This window comes from Amycolatopsis solani, assembly GCF_033441515.1.
Classification (GTDB): domain Bacteria; phylum Actinomycetota; class Actinomycetes; order Mycobacteriales; family Pseudonocardiaceae; genus Amycolatopsis; species Amycolatopsis solani.
Window position 1 is genome coordinate 1,015,397 of sequence record NZ_JAWQJT010000002.1, and the last position, 15,704, is coordinate 1,031,100.

Below are 15,704 nucleotides of genomic sequence, written 5' to 3' on the forward strand. Positions count from 1 at the left end.
CGTTATACAGTCAGAGACTCAGACCCCGGCGGGCCAGCAGCGGCTCGATCTCCGGGTCGCGGCCGCGGAACGCGCGGAAGGCGTCCATCGGGTCGACGCTGCCGCCCCGGCCCAGCAGGGTGCGGCGGAAGTGGTCGCCGTTCTCGCGGGTCAGTCCCCCGCTCTCCCGGAACCACTGGACGGTGTCGGCGTCGAGGACTTCGCTCCAGATGTAGGAGTAGTACCCGGCGCTGTAGCCGCCGCTGAAGATGTGGGCGAAGTAGGTCGTGCGGTAGCGCGGCGGGATCGCCTCGACGGCCACGCCCGCCTTCACGAGGGCCTCGGCTTCGAAGCGCTGGACGTCCTCCACCCGGTCGTCGACGCCGAGCCCGTGCCAGGCCTGGTCGAGCAGGGACGCCGCGAGGTACTCGGTCGTGGCGAAGCCTTCGCCGTACTGCTGGGCGGCGAGGAGCTTGTCGACCTGCTCCTGCGGCAGCGCCTCCCCCGTCTCGTGGTGCTTGGCGTAGTGGGCCAGCACCTCCGGCCACAGCATCCACATCTCGTTGACCTGGGACGGGTATTCGACGAAGTCGCGGGGCACGTTGGTGCCGGAGAACGTCGGGTAGCGGACGGACGAGACCAGCGCGTGGAGGGCGTGGCCGAACTCGTGGAACGCCGTGACGACCTCGTCGAAGGTCAGCAGGGTCGGCTCCCCCGCCGGCGGCTTGCCGACGTTGAGGACGTTGACCACGACGGTCTTGCGGTCCAGCAGCTCGGACTGGTCGACGAAGGTGTTCATCCAGGCGCCGCCGCGCTTGGCGTCGCGGGCGTAGAGGTCGAGCAGGTAGAGGCCGAGCGCGGTGCCGTCGGCGTCGAACACCTCGAAGGTCCGGACCTCCGGGTGGTACTTGGGGAGGTCGTGCCGCTCGGTGATGGTGAGGCCGTAGAGCTTGCTCGCGGCGAAGAAGACGCCGTCGAGGTAGACGCGGTCGGCCTCGAAGTACGGCCGCAGGGCCTCGGTGTCGACGTCGAAGCGCTCGCGGCGGACCTGGGCGGCGTAGAAGGGCCAGTCCGACGGCCGCAGCGTCGCGCCCGGAACATCGGCCTCCAGCAGCTGCTGCAGCTCCGCGGCCTCGACACGGGCGTTCGCGACCGCGGCGGGCGCCAGCCGCTCGAGCAGCCCAGCGGCGGCTTCCGCCGTCTTGGCCGTCTCGTCGGCGATGATGTACGCCGCGTGGTCCGGGTAGCCGAGCAGCGCGGCGCGCTCGGCGCGGAGGCGGACGATCTCGGCGACGACACCGTTGTTGTCGAAGTCGGTGCCGCGGTTGCCGCGCGCCATCGACGCGGCGTGGATCCGCGCGCGGACTTCGCGGTCGCGCAGGGTCTCCAGCGGCGACGCCTGGCTCGTCGGCAGGGTGAGCGGGATGACGTACTTGCCGTCCGCACCACGGGCGGCCGCCGCTTCGGCCGCGGTGGCGATCGCGCCGTCGCCGAAGCCGGCCAGCTCGGCCCGGTCCTCGATGACGACGGCGAGCTCGTTGGTGTCCTTGAGCAGGTTCTGCTGGAACTTGGTCTGGAGGGTGGAGAGCTGCTCGTTCAGCTCGCGCAGGCGGGCCTGCTCGGCCTCGCCGAGCCCGGCACCGGCGCGGCTGAAGTCGGTGTGCCGCCGTTCCAGCAGCCGCAGCGACTCTTCGTCGAGGCCGAGCTCGTCGCGCCGGGCGTGCAGGGCGTCGATGCGGGCGAACAGCTTCGGGTCCAGGTGGACGGCGTCGTGGTGCGCGGCCAGCTTCGGCGCGAACTCCGCCTGGATGGCCTGGATCTCGTCGGTGCTGTTCGAGCCGGCCAGGTTGTAGAAGACGCTCGCGACGCGGCCCAGCAGCTCACCGGCGCGCTCGAGGGCGACGACGGTGTTGTCGAACGTCGGCTCGGCGTCCTGCTCCGCGATCTGCCGGATCTCCGCCGCGTGTTCGGCCAGCCCGGCCTCGAACGCGGGCCGGTAGTGCTCGTCGGCGATGCGGTCGAAGGGCGGCAGGGCGTAGGGCAGTTCGCTGGGTGCGGCGAACGGGTTGTCCGGCGAAATCATCGGCGCAGGCTCCTGGTCGGGGTGGAACACTCGGTCCCGCCACCCTACGGGTTACCCCGTCATCGATGTCAGCGCTTTCCGGAGGTGGCCAAGTTCACGGCCCGGTGGTACCGCCCACGACGGCGTCACTGCTCGACGCGGCCTTTTTGCCCCGTTTCGGCTTGCCTTCCGGCTTGGGTTCCGGCGGCACGATGCCGCGCAGATCACCGCCGTGGTCGTTGACCCGCATGACGAACGGCCGCGTCTCGGTGTAGCGCACGACCGAGATGGACGCCGGGTCGACGACGATCCGCTGGAACGCGTCGAGGTGCTGCCCGAGCGCGTCGGCGAGGATGGACTTGATCACGTCACCGTGGCTGCACAGCAGCCACACGGCGTGGTCGCCGTACGCGGCCGAGATCCGCCGGTCGTGCGCCCGCACGGCGGCGACCGACCGCGCCTGCATCTGCGCGAGCCCCTCACCGCCGGGGAAGACCGCGGCGGAGGCGTGCGCCTGCACGACCCGCCAGAGCGGTTCCTTCGCCAGGTGCTTGAGCTCCTTGCCGGTCCAGTCGCCGTAGTCCACTTCGGACAGCCCGGGCTCGACGGTCTTTTCGAGGTTCCGCGCGGCCGCGAGCGGGCCGACCGTCTGCTTGCACCGCAGCATGGGCGACACGACGAGCCCCGAAAGGGGCACGCCGTCCAGCCGCTCGACCAGCTTCTCCGCCTGCGCGCGGCCGGTGTCGTCGAGGTTCACCTTCGGCGAGCGCCCGGCGAGGATGCCGGAACCGTTGGCCGTCGACTTGCCGTGCCGGAGGAGGATGACCGTACTCACGGCACCCACCCTACGGGGGAACCGATCACGCGGTCGGCCAGGCTCGGCGGCCGGCTCGTGAGTGTTTGGTCGGGTTCTAACCCGACCAAACACTCACGAGGGCTGGTGACCGGCGGATCAGTGGCCGACCGGGCCCGCGTTCGGGTCCAGCGCCCCGGTGAAGATCAGCACGAACAGCAGCACGCCCAGCGCCAGCCGGTACACCACGAACGGCACGAAGCTGCGCTTCTTGATGTAGGCCATCAGCCACGCGATCACCACGTACCCGACCCCGAACGCCACCAGCGTGGCCAGGATCGTCGGGCCCCACTGGGCCGGCACGTCACCCGAGCCGATGTCCTTGAGCTTGTACACGCCCGACCCGAACACCGCCGGCAGCGCCAGCAGGAACGAGTACTCCGCCGCCTCCGCGCGGGTGTAGCCCAGCAGCAGGCCCGCGCTGGTCGTACCGCCCGAGCGGGACACGCCCGGGATCAGGGCCAGCGCCTGCGCGAAGCCGAAGCCGAGGCCGTGCGGGACCGTCAGCTGGTCGAGCGTGCGCTCCTGCTTCCCGATCCGGTCGGCGAGCAGCAGGATCAGGCCGAACACGATCAGCACGCTCGCGGTGATCCGCAGGTCGCGGAACGCGCTGTCGATCTGGTCCTGCAGCAGCAGCCCCAGCACCACGATCGGCAGCGAGCCGACGATGATCAGCCAGCCCAGCCGGGCGTCCGGGTCGCGGCGCCACTCCGCCTGGTACAGCGAGAAGAACCAGGCACGCAGGATCTTCCCGATCTTCGGGCCGAAGTAGATGATCACCGCCAGCTCGGTGCCGATCTGGGTCACCGCCGTGAACGCCGCGCCCGGGTCGTCCCAGCCGGCCAGCGCCGCGACGATGCGCAGGTGCGCGCTCGACGAGATCGGCAGGAACTCGGTCAGGCCCTGGACCAGTCCCAGCACCAGTGCTTCGAACCAGCCCACGTCAGGCCACCCCCGCCAGCTCGAGCGCCTCGACGGCGGTTTCCAGCGCGCCGGCCGGCTCCGGCGTGAACGGCGACACCGACAGGGTCGTCACGCCGGCTTCGGCGAATTCGGTCATCTTCTCCGCGATCCGTTCCTTCGGTCCCAGCAGCGACGTCGCGTCGAGGAACTCCAGCGGCACCGCCGCCATCGCCCCCGCCCGGTCGCCGTCCAGGTACTTCTCCTGCACCTCCGCGGCTTCGGCCGCGAAGCCCATCCGGCACGCCAGCCGGTTGTAGAAGTTCTTCTCCTTGCTCCCCATCCCGCCCAGGTACAGGGCCGCGTAGCCGCGCACCGCGTCCGCGCAGGCCCGCCAGTCCTCCCCCGGCACCAGCGGCACCGTCGGGACGACGTCGAAGCCGTCCAGGGTGCGCCCGGCCCGCTCGGCGCCGGCGCGGATCCGGGCCAGCTGCTCCCCCGCGTGCGACGGCGAGAAGAACACCGGCAGCCAGCCGTCGGCGATCTCGCCGGTCAGCTCCAGGTTCTTCGGGCCGATCGCGGCCAGGTACAGCGGGATGTGCTTGCGCGCCGGGCGGACGGTCAGCCGCAGCGCCTTGCCGGGGCCGTCCGGCAGCGGCACCGTGAAGTGATCGCCCTCGAACCGCAGGCGCTCGCGCCGCAGCGCCGACCGCACGATCGTGGCGTACTCCCGGGTGCGTTCCAGCGGCGAGGTGAACCGCACCCCGTGCCAGCCCTCCGACACCTGCGGGCCGGACACGCCGAGGCCGAGCCGGAACCGGCCGCCCGAGAGGTTGTCCAGCGTCGCCGCCGTCATCGCGGTCATCGCCGGGGTCCGGGCCGGGATCTGCAGCACCGCGGCCCCGACGTCGATCCGCGACGTCTGCGCGGCGAGCCACGTGAGCACCGTCACCGCGTCCGAGCCGTAGGCCTCCGCGGCCCACACGACGGCGTAACCGAGGTCGTCCGCCTGTTTCGCCAGCGCCACGTCGGCGGGGTCGTTCCCCGCGCCCCAGTAGCCGAGATTGAGTCCGAGTCGCACGGGGCCGAACCCTAACGGGGGCCCTCGGCCGCGACACGACTCACCTTGGTCAGGTTCGCCGGGGCCCGCCCACTAGGCTCGGCGGTCGTGGAAAAGCGACTGCTCGGCCGCTCGGGACTGCGGGTCTCGCGGATGGCGCTCGGCACCATGACCTGGGGTGGCGACACCGACGCGGAGGAGGCGGCCAGCCAGCTGGTCGCCTTCGTCGACGCCGGCGGCACCCTGGTGGACACGGCCGACATCTACGGCGAGGGCGAGAGCGAGCGGGTGCTCGGCTCGCTGCTCGGCGACCTCGTCCCCCGTGACGACGTCGTCCTCGCGACGAAGGCGGTCGCCAAGCGCACCGACGGCCCGTTCGGCGGCGGCGCCTCCCGCGGCGCGCTGCTCAGCGCGCTCGACGGTTCGCTCAAGCGGCTCGGCACCGACCACATCGACCTGTGGCAGCTGCACGCCTGGGACGGTTGCGTGCCCCTCGCCGAGACGCTCGCCGCCCTGGAGTACGCCGTGACCAGCGGAAAGGTTCGCTACGTCGGGGTCTCGAACTACGCGGGCTGGCAGCTGGCGACGGCCGCCGCCGGCGCCGCCGCGGTCGCCCCGATCGTCTCCACCCAGGTCGAGTACTCGCTGCTGGAACGCGGCGTCGACCGCGAAGTCGTGCCCGCCGCCGAGCACCACGGCATCGGGTTGCTGCCCTGGGCGCCGCTCGGGCGCGGCGTGCTGACCGGCAAGTACCGCACCGGCACGCCCGCCGACTCGCGCGGCGCGAACAGCGCGTACGCCGGCTACGTCGAGCACCACCGCACCGACCGCGCCGCCCGGATCGTGCAGGCGGTCGCCACCGCCGCCGACGGGCTGGGCACGTCGCCGCTGGCCGTCGCGCTGGCCTGGGTCCGCGACCGCCCGGGCGTCGTCGCCCCGGTCGTCGGCGCGCGGGACACCGGTCAGCTCACCGGCTCGCTGACCGCCGAAGGCATCACCCTGCCGCCCGCCATCCGGTCCGCGCTCGACGACGTCAGCGCGATCGAGGTCGGCTACCCCGAGCGGTGGCCGCGGTAGGTGTCTGTTGGGTGACACGTACGTGACGGCAAGGGGATCGAGGAGCATGCTGGTGAACGACAACCGTCGAGGGACAACCGGAGGCCACAGGGTGCGTCGGCTCACCGCCGTGTCGTGGATCGCACTGCCGCTCGCCGGTGCCATGGTGCTCTCGGGGTGTTCGTCGGCGCAGTCGACCGGTGACGAGCTGCAGATCGTGGCGAACCCGCAGGCCGCGGGCCCGCCCGCCTCCCCCGCGGTGAGCGTGCCACCGGCCGGGCAGGTCCTGCCCGGCGGCGCCGTTTCCGCCCTCACTGTCGACGCGAAGACTTCGACCCTCGTCGTGGCGCTTTCCGACCCACCCTCGCTGCGGCTCTACGACCTGAACTCGCTCGCGTCACCCCCGGTGAATATGCCGTTATACGGCAAGGCGGAGAAGCTGACCGCGGCGCCGGGCCGGGTCGAGATCGCGGAACCGGGCGCGGGCGTGGTGCAGCAGCTGACGCTGCCCGACCGGAAGCTGACCGAGACGAAGACCGGCGGGAAACCGGCGTCCAGCATCGCTTTCGGCGCGGACAGGCTGGTCGCGATGGGCGACGGCAAGGACATCCAGGTGCTCCCCGCGAGCGGTCCGGCCCGGACGATCGGCGGGCAGCTCTACAGCGCCGACGACGTCGTCGACACCGGGACCGGCGTCGTGGTGCTGGACCGGCTGCGCACGGCGGTGTTCTCGGTCGACGTCGCGGCGGGCAAGGTCGGTGAAGGCCTGCGGGCGGGCGACGGCGCCGCGAACGCCGTAGCGGATTCCTACGGGCGAGTGCTGGTGACCGACGTGCGCGCGGGCGCGCTGCTGGCGTTCTCGGCCGGCCCGCTGATCCTGCGGCAGCGCTACCCGGTGCCGGGCGGCGCGTACGGGATCGCTTACGACGCGAAGCGGAGCCTGGCCTGGGTGACGCTCACCGAACGCAACGAAGTCGTCGGGTTCGACGTCCGCGGCGGCGAACCCGTGGAGAAGTACCGGTTCCCGACCGTGCGCCAGCCGGACTCGGTCGGGGTGGACGAGAGCAGCGGCCGCGTGCTCGTCGGCTCGGCCGCCGGAGAAGGGACCCAGGTGATCCAGCCATGACGACGGTCAGCGAGGCGGTGGTCGAAGGGGATTGGGAGTACCGCCGCCTGCACCTCCCCCCGGGCGTGTCCCGGCGTGCGGCGGCGATCCAGCTCTCCATCCACGCGGAGTTCGCGGGCTGGGAACTGCGCACCGTGCGGCTCTACGCCGACGGGACGCGCCGGGTCTGGCTGCGCCGCAAGAAGACCAAGGAGAGCTTGCCGGCCGGGCTCCCGACCTAACCGCACGACCTACTCCGCGTCTCGCCCCAGCGCCCCAAGGCGGCCTTCGGTGCGTCAGACGCACCCAAGGCGGCCTTCGGTGCGCAAGACGCAACCAAGGCCACATTGGGGCGCTGGGGAGTCCGGGCGAGGTCAGCCGAACACGCGGTTCAGCCACGTGCTCCAGGTCTTCTCCTCCACCTCGGCGTCCGCTCCGGGCGTGAACACGTGGTGGGACGCGACCATCGGGCCGCGGAACCCCTTCATGAACCGGAGCAACGCTTCCGCCGTCCGGATGCCCACCGTCTGGTCGTTGGCCACGTACACAACGCCGCCGAGGGACACCCCATCGCCCTCGGCCGGGCGGGCGGACAGCCCCAGCGCTGTGCCCAGGCGGGCCCACGCCTCGTCCCAGTCCGCCACCGGCGGGCCGAACGCCGTCACCGGGACCGCCGTGCGGCCGGCGAAGTGCGTGACGTACTCGACCAGGGTGCGGAAGAACAGCGCGCCGCCCGCGGTCATCGCCTCGAACTCGTCCTCCCAGTCGTCGCCGGGGAGGAAGCCGCTGGTGACGCAGCGGATGACCGAGCTGCCGCCGTCCCGGCCCTCGATCAGGAACTCGTAGGCGATCCGGCGTCCGTCGGGTCCCGGGTCGGTGCCGTAGACGAGCTTCTCCAGCGGGTCCCACTCGCGGATCCGGTACTCCGGCTGGTAACCGCCGAACGCGCCGCGGACCACGCCGCCGGTGCCGCCCTCGACCTCGTTGCGGCCCATGAACCACGAGTCGATGCCCGGTCCGGTGGCGATGGCCTCCCACACCTGCTCCGGCGTCGCGCCGACCTCGGCGACGTCGGTCCGTTCGAACTCAGGCCCCACCTGCGGTCTCCTCCGGGATGCTCGGGTGGACGGCGACGACCACCCGGTAGCCGCGGCCCTTCTCGGCCGCTTCGTCGTGGTACTTCCCCACCAGCGCGGTGACCGCCGTGGTCAGCTCCTCGGCGAACGCGGCCCGGTCGGCGGGCGAGGCGAACCGGACTTCGCCGTCGAGCGCGAAGGTCGCGACCCGCTGCTTCGCCTTGGCCGCGCCGGTGATGAGCAGGCCGACGTCGCGCACCAGGCGGCCGGCCACGGCGAGCAGCCACCGGGCCGAAAGCCGGTCGGGCGACTGCGCGGGGTCGGGCTGGACCGCGCCGAGGGCGATCGGCGAGATGACGTACGACGACGCCGTCGCCCGCATCATCCGCTCGGTGACGTTGCCCTTGCGCCGCTCCTCGACCAGCTCCACCAGGCCGTGCGCCTCCAGCGCGCGCAGGTGGTAGTTGACCTTCTGGCGCGGCAGGTCCACGCGCGCCGCGAGCATCGTCGCGGACGCGGGTTCGGCCAGTTCGGCCAGCAGGCGCGCGCGGATCGGGTCCAGCGACACCTCGGCCGCGGCCGGGTCTTCGATCACCGCCACGGAGAACATGCGCCCAGCATCGCTTCCGAACAGAGAAGTTGTCAAGAACTCTCGTCTTGTCGGTGGCTGGCGTTGACCAGGGCGACCACCCGGGGCAGCACCTGCGCCGCGGCCTCCAGCGGGACGACGTGCCCGACCCCCGGCAGCACCACGGCGGTCCCGTCGCCGAGCCCGCCGGCCCACTGCTCGACGTCGGAGGCCCGCACGATCCGGTCCCGCTCCCCCACGATCGCCGTCACCGGCACCTCGCCCACCTGCGCCAGCGCCGCGTCGCGCGCGTAGGCGTCCAGTGCCGGGCGGAAGACCGAGACGGTGTGCGGCCAGTTGCCGCGGATCATCTTCACGGTGAGCTCGACCTGCTCCGGGTCCGGGTCGTCGCCGAAGAGCCACCAGCGCAGGCCCGCGCTGACCGCCCGGCTGGTGTGCTCCCGCACGACGCCGAAGAGCTTCGAGCCGAGCACCGCTTCGAGGTCGCGCGCCAGCTTCCCCAGCGCGCTCGGCCAGGCCGCCGACACCTCGGTGGCGAGCGTGCCGGACGACGTCGCCAGCAGCACCAGGCCGGCCACCCGCGCGGCGAACAGCTCCGGGTGCCGCTGGGACAGCGACATGATCGCCAGGCCACCCATGTCGTGGCCGACGAGCACCACCCGGCCGTCCGGGACTTCGCGCTCGACCAGCTCGGCGAGGTCGTCGCCGAGCTGCGCCATGGTCGCGGTGCCGCGCCGCGCCCGCCCCGAACCGCCGTGGCCGCGCTGGTCGTAGGTCAGCACGGCCACCGGCCCCTCGGCCGCGTCCGGCACCAGCGGCGCGATCCGGCCCCAGCTGCGCTGATCGAGCGCGTAGCCGTGGACGAAGATCACCGTCACCGGCGCTGCCGGATCGCCCCTGCGGATGACCTGCAGGGACGTGCCGTCGGCGAGCGCGAAGCCGGTCATCAGGACGTGCGCAGGAACCGGTCCAGCACCCGGGTGCCGAACTTCAGCGCCTCGACCGGGACCCGCTCGTCGACGCCGTGGAAGAGCGCCGAGAAGTCGAGGTCCGCGGGCAGCTTCAGGGGCGCGAAGCCGAAGTTGCGGATGCCCAGGTCCTGGAACGACTTGGCGTCGGTACCGCCGGAGAGCATGTACGGCAGCGTCTTCGCGCCCGGGTCCTCGGCCAGCACCGCGGCGGTCATCGCGTCGACGAGCGCGCCGTCGAAGGTCGTCTCGACCGGCGGCAGCTCCATCCACTCCTTCTCGATGTCCGGGCCGAGCAGCTCGTCGAGCTCCCGGTCGAACGCCTCGAGCCGGCCGGGCAGGATCCGGCAGTCGACCGCGGCTTCGGCGACCGACGGGATGACGTTCGACTTGTACCCGGCGGTGAGCATGGTCGGGTTGGCGGTGTCGCGCAGGGTCGCGCCGATCATCCGGGAGATGTTGCCCAGCTTGGCGACCGAGCCCTCGAGGTCGTCCTCCGGGAAGTCCCAGCCGGTGATCTCGGTGACGCCGGCGAGGAACTCCTTCACGGAGTCGGTCAGCACCAGCGGGAAGCGGTGGTTGCCGAGCTTGGCGACGGCCTCGGCGAGCTTCGTGACCGCGTTGTCGCGGTGGATCATCGACCCGTGCCCGGCGGTGCCGCGCACGCGCAGCTTCATCCAGCGGATGCCCTTCTCCGCCGTCTCGATGAGGTAGGCGCGGACGTCGTCCTTGAGCGTGATCGAGAAGCCGCCGACCTCGCTGATCGCCTCGGTGACGCCCTCGAACAGCTCGGGCCGGTTCTCGACCAGCCACTGCGCGCCGTACTTGCCGCCGGCCTCTTCGTCGGCGAGGAAGGCGAACACGAGGTCGCGCGGCGGCACGATGCCGTTGATCTTGTAGTGCCGGGCCAGCGCGAGCGCCATCCCGCACATGTCCTTCATGTCGACCGCGCCGCGGCCCCAGACGTAGTCGTCCTGGACCGCGCCGGAGAACGGGTGGACCGACCACTCCGACGGGTCCGCGGGCACGGCGTCGAGGTGCCCGTGGATCAGCAGCCCGCCCCGGGACCGATCGGCGCCTTCGAGCCGCACGATCACGTTGTGCCGGTTCTTCCCACCCGACTCGACGTAGGTGATCTCGTAGCCGGCGTCGGTGAGTTTCTCCGCGACGTACTCGGCCGCCGCCCGCTCGCCGACCAGCGTGTCGGGGTCCCCGGTGTTGGTCGTGTCGATGCGGATGAGCTCACTGGTCAGCGTGACGGCTTCGGCCGCGGCGGCTTCGATGGTGTTCGGTTCGGTCACCGGCCATTCCTATCACCCGCACGGCCGCGTGCGCCGACCACGCGCCTGGTGGGACGGTCGCGGGCCCGGCGGTGACACCCTGGGGGGGTTTCTCCTCATCAGGGAACGGTGGGCCGCTCCCGCTCACGGGCCAGCAGTCCCGAAATCGCCACTTCCAGCGTGCGGCGCACCAGCTCGGTGAAGTCCACCCGGGTGGCCGCCACCGCCGGATCCAGCTCGTACGCCGCCCGCAACGCCTCCGACGGCCGGCTGTGCGGCCACGCCGCCGCGGTGACCAGGTGGGCCGTGCCCACCAGCTCGTACGCCGCCTGCTCGGTCAGCTCGGGCACGTGGCGGCGGACCACAGCGACCAGCGACTCCAGGGCCCGCCGCAACGCGCGCTTGTGCTCCAGCGCCACCTCGGTGGAAACGTTGCGCTCCAGGACCGCCGCCTGCGAGCTGATCAGGTCGCACAGCACCGGGCGCCGGGTCACCGACTCGGCCACCAGGCGCGCCAGCCGGTCGCCGCGCTCGCGGACCGATCCCGGCCCGGGCGCCGATTCGGCCAGTTCCGCGATCCAGTCACGCACGTGCCGGTCGAGCAGGTCCAGCAGGACCGCTTCGCGCGACTCGACGTACCGCACGATGTTCGCCTTGGCCAGGCCCACCCGGCGGCTCAGCTCGTTGAAGCTCAGCTCGGCGACCGGCATCTCGGCCAGCAACGCGTCGGCGGTGGCCAGGATCGCGCGCCGTCGCTCGGCCCGCTGCTCGTCGGTCCGGGCGCGCTTGAAGTTCACCTCTCCCATCTTACGTACCCCCGGTACGTTGTCAACGAACCACCGGTACGTTATCGTGAGCGTACGTAACGTACCAGCGGTACTTAGAGAGGTGTGCCATGTACCAAGTCCCTGACCAGCGCGGGAAGCTCGCCGTCGTGACCGGCGCCAACAGCGGAACCGGCAAGGAAACTGCCAAGCGCCTGGCCGCGGCCGGCGCGGACGTGGTCCTCGCCGTGCGGACGCCCGAGAAGGGCGAGCACGCCCGCCGCGAACTCCTCGCCGAACACCCGGACGCCCACCTGGAAATGCGCCGGATCGACCTGGCCGACCTGGCCTCGGTCCGCGAGTTCGCCGACGGGCTGATCGACGGCGGCCGGCCGCTCGACCTGCTCGTCAACAACGCCGGCGTGATGGCCCCGCCCCGGCGGTTCGAGACGGCCGACGGCTTCGAGCTGCAGCTGGGCAGCAACTACCTCGGCCCGTTCGCCCTCACCGTGCGCCTGCTGCCCCTGCTGCTCGCCGCCCCCGCCCCGCGGGTGGCGACGATGAGCAGCGGCCGGGCCAATGCCGGCCGGATCGGCTTCGACGACCTGCAGTGGGACCGCGCGTACCACCCGAACCGCGCCTACGCCCGGTCGAAGCTGGCCGACCTGATGCTGACGCTGCGCCTAGCGGACATCGCGGCCGAGCGCGGCTGGCCGCTCCTCTCGACCGCCGCGCACCCCGGATACACCCGCACCAACCTGCTGGTATCGGGCCCGGGCCTGGCCGGCGGCGGCCCCGGCCCGCTCGAGTCGCTGCTGTTCAAGCTCCTGCCGTCCCAGGGGGTCGAGCAGGGCGCGGAACCGCTGCTGTACGCCGCGACGAGCCCGGACGCGGTGCCCGGCGGCTACTACGGTCCCCGCTGGGGGCTGGTCGGCCCGTCGCGGACCACCCGGCCGCCGCGCCGCGCGCTGGACCGGGCCATGGCCGAGCGGCTGTGGACCGAGTCCGAACGCCTCACCGGCGTCTCGCTGCCCGCCCACGCCTGAGGCTTCACCCGCGCCGACCGCGCGCCTGGTGGGATCGGCGGGGGTGACTCAGGGCTCGATCCCCCAGCTGAGGGTTCCGGACCGGTAGGCGGTGGTGGTGGCGAGGTCGCTGAACGACGCCGCGGTGCGGAAGCTGTAGTCGTCGGCCTGGGTGAAGGCGGACCAGTCGGCCTTGGCGACCCGGATCTGGACCTCGCCGGTGGCGGCGCCGGCGGCCAGTGAGCCGCCGCTGAAGCCGAGCTCGACATAGGCGTCGGCGCCCGGGCGCGGCGAAGCGAGCTTCACGACGCGGAGGGTGACGTTCCCGCAGCCGGGCACCGCGTAGTCGCACCAGATCTGGTAGCCCGGATTGGTGGCGTCGCCGGTGAACCAGTAACGCGCGGTGACACCGGTCAAGGCGACAGGGGTGCTCCCCCGGTTGACGATCTGCAGGCTGGTGCGGATCTGGTTGTCCGTCGCGCCGCCGCCGCGCTGCTGCACGGCGAGTTCGCCGGTACCGGGGTCGCCACCGCCGGTCGTGGTGGTGACCGACACGGGGCCGCCGGCCGGGGACCGGTTGCCGGCGGCGTCGCGGGCGCGCACCGAGAACGTGTACGCGGTCCCGGGAGTGAGGCCGGTGACCTGGTAGCTCGTGCTCGTCGTGCTGCCGATCGTCGCACCGGCGGAGTCCAGCACGTCGTAGGCGGCCACGCCGACGTCGTCGGTGGCGGCGGTCCAGCTGAGCCCGACGCTGGTGCGGCCGGCGGTGGCGGTGACCCCCGACGGTGCGGACGGCGGGGTGGTGTCCGCTGTGGACGGTCCGGGTTCGCTGCCCCACAGCACCGTGGCGCCCTGCGCGAGCACCAGCCTCGTGGCGTTCACCGGTGCGGTCCCGCTGGGGGCGAGGCCGGTGTGCGACCAGTCGTTGCCGGGGTCCCAGGTGCCGGTGCTGGCGATCCGGAACTGCACTTCCTTGCGGTAGCGGGACTGACCGCCCGGGGCGACGCCGCCGGAGCACGGCACCTCGACGTAGTACACCTGGCCGGAGAACTGGCGCACGGCGGGCGCGTCGCACTGGTTGTACGCCGAGGTGACCGAGATCTGGGCGGGTGTGGTGGCGCCGTCGAGCGTGAAGTAGTAGCGCAGCGAACCGGTGAAGGTGCGCGCCGGCCACGCCGACTTGTTGAGCACGTACGCCTTGATCTCGGTGAAGGTGCCGCCGTCGGGCTGGTTGAGCCCGCCCTGCGCGAGGATCTCCGGGCCGTCCGGGGTTTCGGCCGGCGGGAAGCTCGCCGACGGGGTGCCGCCGTACTCGCCGTAGAGGCGGGCCAGCGCGCTGGTGAAGCCGGCGTTGTAGTCGAGCGCCACCTCGTTCATGGTGTAGTTGCCGCGGTCGTCGGTGTAGGCGTCGTTGGCCGAAGAGGGGCCGCCGACGAGTGCGCCGTACAGGGTGTGCCGGCTCTGCGCCGGGTTGGTGATGGTGTCGTCCCACGAGCCGTGTGCGGTGCGGTGGTGCGGGTTGCGGGGCGGGTTGACCCCGAACCCGACCTCGAAGCTCGCGCCGCGGGGGTTGTCGCCGAGCGCGTAGTCGATCTGCCGGACGCCGAAGGCGTGGTACGTCGTCGCGCGGGTGGGATCGTGGGCACGCAACCAGTCCGAATAGGTGAGGGCCACGAACGCGGTGTTCGCCGCGTAGCGCAGGGATCCCCACTGGTCGAGCACGGCCTGGCCGCCGGGCGAGTAGGGCACGCGCTGGCCGTTGACGCCGGTGGTCCACCAGTCCAGCCAGCGGTTGGCGTCGGCGACGTACTCGGCGTCGCCGGTGAGCTGGGCGAGCAGGACGTAGGCGCCGTAGGACTTGTCGTCCCAGGCCAGCGTCCAGCGGTAGGAGCGGGTGGTGGTCTGCGGTTCGGTGGCCAGCTTCTCGTATTCCGTGCGGGCCTTGGTCAGGTAACTCGAGTCGCCGGTGGCCTTGTAGAGCCAGATCGCGCCCCACACCAGCTCGTCCTGGTAGCCGCTCCAGGACTTGTAGAAGTTCTGCGCGTCGGTGATGCAGTTCGAGTACGCGCCGCGGTGGTTGTCGGCGAACGAATACAGCTGCTTGGCGTGGGTGAGCAGGGTGGCCGCGTAGGCGGGGTCGTCGGCCTTGAACACCAGTGAGCTCGCGGCCATTTGCGCGGCGCCTTCCCCGGCGAGGTCCGAGCCGGGGCAGGAGTCGTCGACGCGGTAGGCGGGCCGCGCCATGGTCATCGTCTCGGCCGGGCCCCACCACTTGTGGTCGTCGTCGCCCTTGCCGACCTGGCCGTAGAGCACGTCGGGCTGCGGGTGCGCCTTGATCAGCCAGTCGTCGCCCCAGCGCAGGTTCGACAGCAGGTACCGCCACTGCCCGGAATCCTGGTAGGCGGCGCGGTTCTCCAGCGCTCCCCAGGCGAGCATGGTCATGCTGAACTCGAACGGGAGCCCGAACTTGACGTGGTCCCCCGCGTCGGAGAACCCGCCGGTGAGGTCCACGCCCGCGTCCTTGCCGTCGCCGAGGGCGGACGGGCCCCGCCAGGACACGCGGTTTTCGGCGGGCAGCGCACCGGAACGCTGGGCATCGTAGAACCAGACGGCCTTTTGCAGCGCTTCGCCGTAGTTGAACTTCCCGGTGGCGGCGGGACTCGCGGACACCGCCGGGGCCACCAGCACCGCGCCGATTACGAGCAGGGCCACGACTACCCGGGACATCGCGTTCGTCAGTGAGCCGCGCACTCCGCCTCCTCGTTGATGGGAGCGCTTCCAGAGCCGAAGGGTAAGGAGCCGGATCCGCTGTGTAAAGCACTCCGCCCCGGGCTGACCGGTTCGGCGGCGCCCGGCTACGCCATCCGCCGGAGCACCACCGGTTTTGGCGGGCTGAGCGAGGGAATCACGGCAACTCTTCCCCGCGGCCACTTCCCCGGCTACAGTCCTGATCGGCTGGGAGCGCTCCCAATCCGTGAACCGGTGGT

General features: G+C 72.0%; 14 protein-coding genes. 4 read left to right on the plus strand and 10 right to left on the minus strand.

Annotated elements, in window-relative coordinates:
* Window positions 1-10 precede the first annotated feature (10 nt).
* The 4 genes from SD460_RS25360 to SD460_RS25375 all read right to left on the minus strand — a co-directional run bounded on the left by SD460_RS25360 (window position 11) and on the right by SD460_RS25375 (window position 4,875).
* Complete coding sequence (locus SD460_RS25360) at window positions 11-2,062, minus strand: M3 family metallopeptidase (protein WP_290051141.1); 2,052 nt, start codon at window positions 2,060-2,062, stop codon at window positions 11-13.
* 94 nt (window positions 2,063-2,156) lie between these two features.
* Window positions 2,157-2,876 (minus strand): histidine phosphatase family protein, encoded by a 720-nt coding sequence (locus tag SD460_RS25365; RefSeq protein ID WP_318306818.1) that lies wholly within the window; start codon window positions 2,874-2,876, stop codon window positions 2,157-2,159.
* A 117-nt stretch (window positions 2,877-2,993) separates the two neighbouring features.
* Window positions 2,994-3,836, minus strand: coding sequence for an undecaprenyl-diphosphate phosphatase (locus SD460_RS25370; RefSeq protein ID WP_290051144.1), 843 nt, complete (start codon window positions 3,834-3,836; stop codon window positions 2,994-2,996).
* A 1-nt stretch (window position 3,837) separates the two neighbouring features.
* On the minus strand, window positions 3,838-4,875 hold the full coding sequence (locus tag SD460_RS25375; protein ID WP_290051147.1) for an LLM class F420-dependent oxidoreductase: 1,038 nt from the start codon (window positions 4,873-4,875) through the stop codon (window positions 3,838-3,840).
* 87 nt (window positions 4,876-4,962) lie between these two features.
* Here SD460_RS25375 and SD460_RS25380 point away from each other — a divergent pair, with 87 nt between their 5' ends.
* From SD460_RS25380 to SD460_RS25390, 3 genes are all read left to right on the plus strand, one after another.
* On the plus strand, window positions 4,963-5,931 hold the full coding sequence (locus SD460_RS25380) for an aldo/keto reductase (RefSeq protein WP_318306819.1): 969 nt from the start codon (window positions 4,963-4,965) through the stop codon (window positions 5,929-5,931).
* Between the two features lie 91 nt (window positions 5,932-6,022).
* Entirely contained in the window at window positions 6,023-7,036 is a 1,014-nt protein-coding gene (locus SD460_RS25385; protein ID WP_290051152.1) for a YncE family protein, read from the plus strand.
* Window positions 7,033-7,257, plus strand: coding sequence for a DUF5703 family protein (locus SD460_RS25390; protein WP_290051154.1), 225 nt, complete (start codon window positions 7,033-7,035; stop codon window positions 7,255-7,257). Before SD460_RS25385 ends, SD460_RS25390 begins: the two co-directional genes overlap by 4 nt.
* A gap of 132 nt (window positions 7,258-7,389) precedes the next feature.
* On the opposite strand, the gene SD460_RS25395 is transcribed toward SD460_RS25390, so the two are convergent.
* The 5 genes from SD460_RS25395 to SD460_RS25415 all read right to left on the minus strand — a co-directional run bounded on the left by SD460_RS25395 (window position 7,390) and on the right by SD460_RS25415 (window position 11,725).
* Window positions 7,390-8,112, minus strand: coding sequence for an SRPBCC family protein (locus SD460_RS25395; protein WP_290051156.1), 723 nt, complete (start codon window positions 8,110-8,112; stop codon window positions 7,390-7,392).
* Window positions 8,102-8,701, minus strand: a complete 600-nt coding sequence (locus SD460_RS25400) for an ArsR/SmtB family transcription factor (RefSeq protein ID WP_290051158.1) — start codon at window positions 8,699-8,701, stop codon at window positions 8,102-8,104. The genes SD460_RS25395 and SD460_RS25400 overlap by 11 nt, the downstream gene beginning before the upstream one ends.
* Window positions 8,702-8,733: 32 nt before the next feature.
* Window positions 8,734-9,627 carry an alpha/beta fold hydrolase gene (locus SD460_RS25405; RefSeq protein WP_318306820.1) on the minus strand — a complete coding sequence of 298 codons (894 nt, stop codon included), beginning with the start codon at window positions 9,625-9,627 and terminating at the stop codon, window positions 8,734-8,736.
* Window positions 9,627-10,949, minus strand: a complete 1,323-nt coding sequence (locus tag SD460_RS25410) for a M20/M25/M40 family metallo-hydrolase (RefSeq protein WP_290051191.1) — start codon at window positions 10,947-10,949, stop codon at window positions 9,627-9,629. Before SD460_RS25410 ends, SD460_RS25405 begins: the two co-directional genes overlap by 1 nt.
* A 98-nt stretch (window positions 10,950-11,047) precedes the next feature.
* Entirely contained in the window at window positions 11,048-11,725 is a 678-nt protein-coding gene (locus SD460_RS25415) for a TetR/AcrR family transcriptional regulator (protein ID WP_290051193.1), read from the minus strand.
* A 98-nt stretch (window positions 11,726-11,823) separates the two neighbouring features.
* Between SD460_RS25415 and SD460_RS25420 the strand changes: the two genes are divergently transcribed.
* Entirely contained in the window at window positions 11,824-12,738 is a 915-nt protein-coding gene (locus tag SD460_RS25420) for an SDR family oxidoreductase (RefSeq protein WP_290051196.1), read from the plus strand.
* Between the two features lie 48 nt (window positions 12,739-12,786).
* Here the strand turns inward: SD460_RS25420 and SD460_RS25425 are convergent, their stop codons facing one another.
* Window positions 12,787-15,468: a glycoside hydrolase family 9 protein gene (locus tag SD460_RS25425; protein WP_290051198.1), complete on the minus strand. Its 2,682-nt coding sequence runs from the start codon at window positions 15,466-15,468 to the stop codon at window positions 12,787-12,789.
* Window positions 15,469-15,704: the final 236 nt, after the last annotated feature.

Excerpts from the sequence above, each read along its gene's own strand:
- SD460_RS25360 (WP_290051141.1), bottom strand. The coding sequence starts at position 2,062 with ATGATTTCGCCGGACAACCCGTTCGCCGCACCCAGCGAACTGCCCTAC.
- SD460_RS25390 (WP_290051154.1), top strand. The coding sequence starts at position 7,033 with ATGACGACGGTCAGCGAGGCGGTGGTCGAAGGGGATTGGGAGTACCGC.
- SD460_RS25400 (WP_290051158.1), bottom strand. The coding sequence starts at position 8,701 with ATGTTCTCCGTGGCGGTGATCGAAGACCCGGCCGCGGCCGAGGTGTCG.
- SD460_RS25405 (WP_318306820.1), bottom strand. The coding sequence starts at position 9,627 with ATGACCGGCTTCGCGCTCGCCGACGGCACGTCCCTGCAGGTCATCCGC.
- SD460_RS25420 (WP_290051196.1), top strand. The coding sequence starts at position 11,824 with ATGTACCAAGTCCCTGACCAGCGCGGGAAGCTCGCCGTCGTGACCGGC.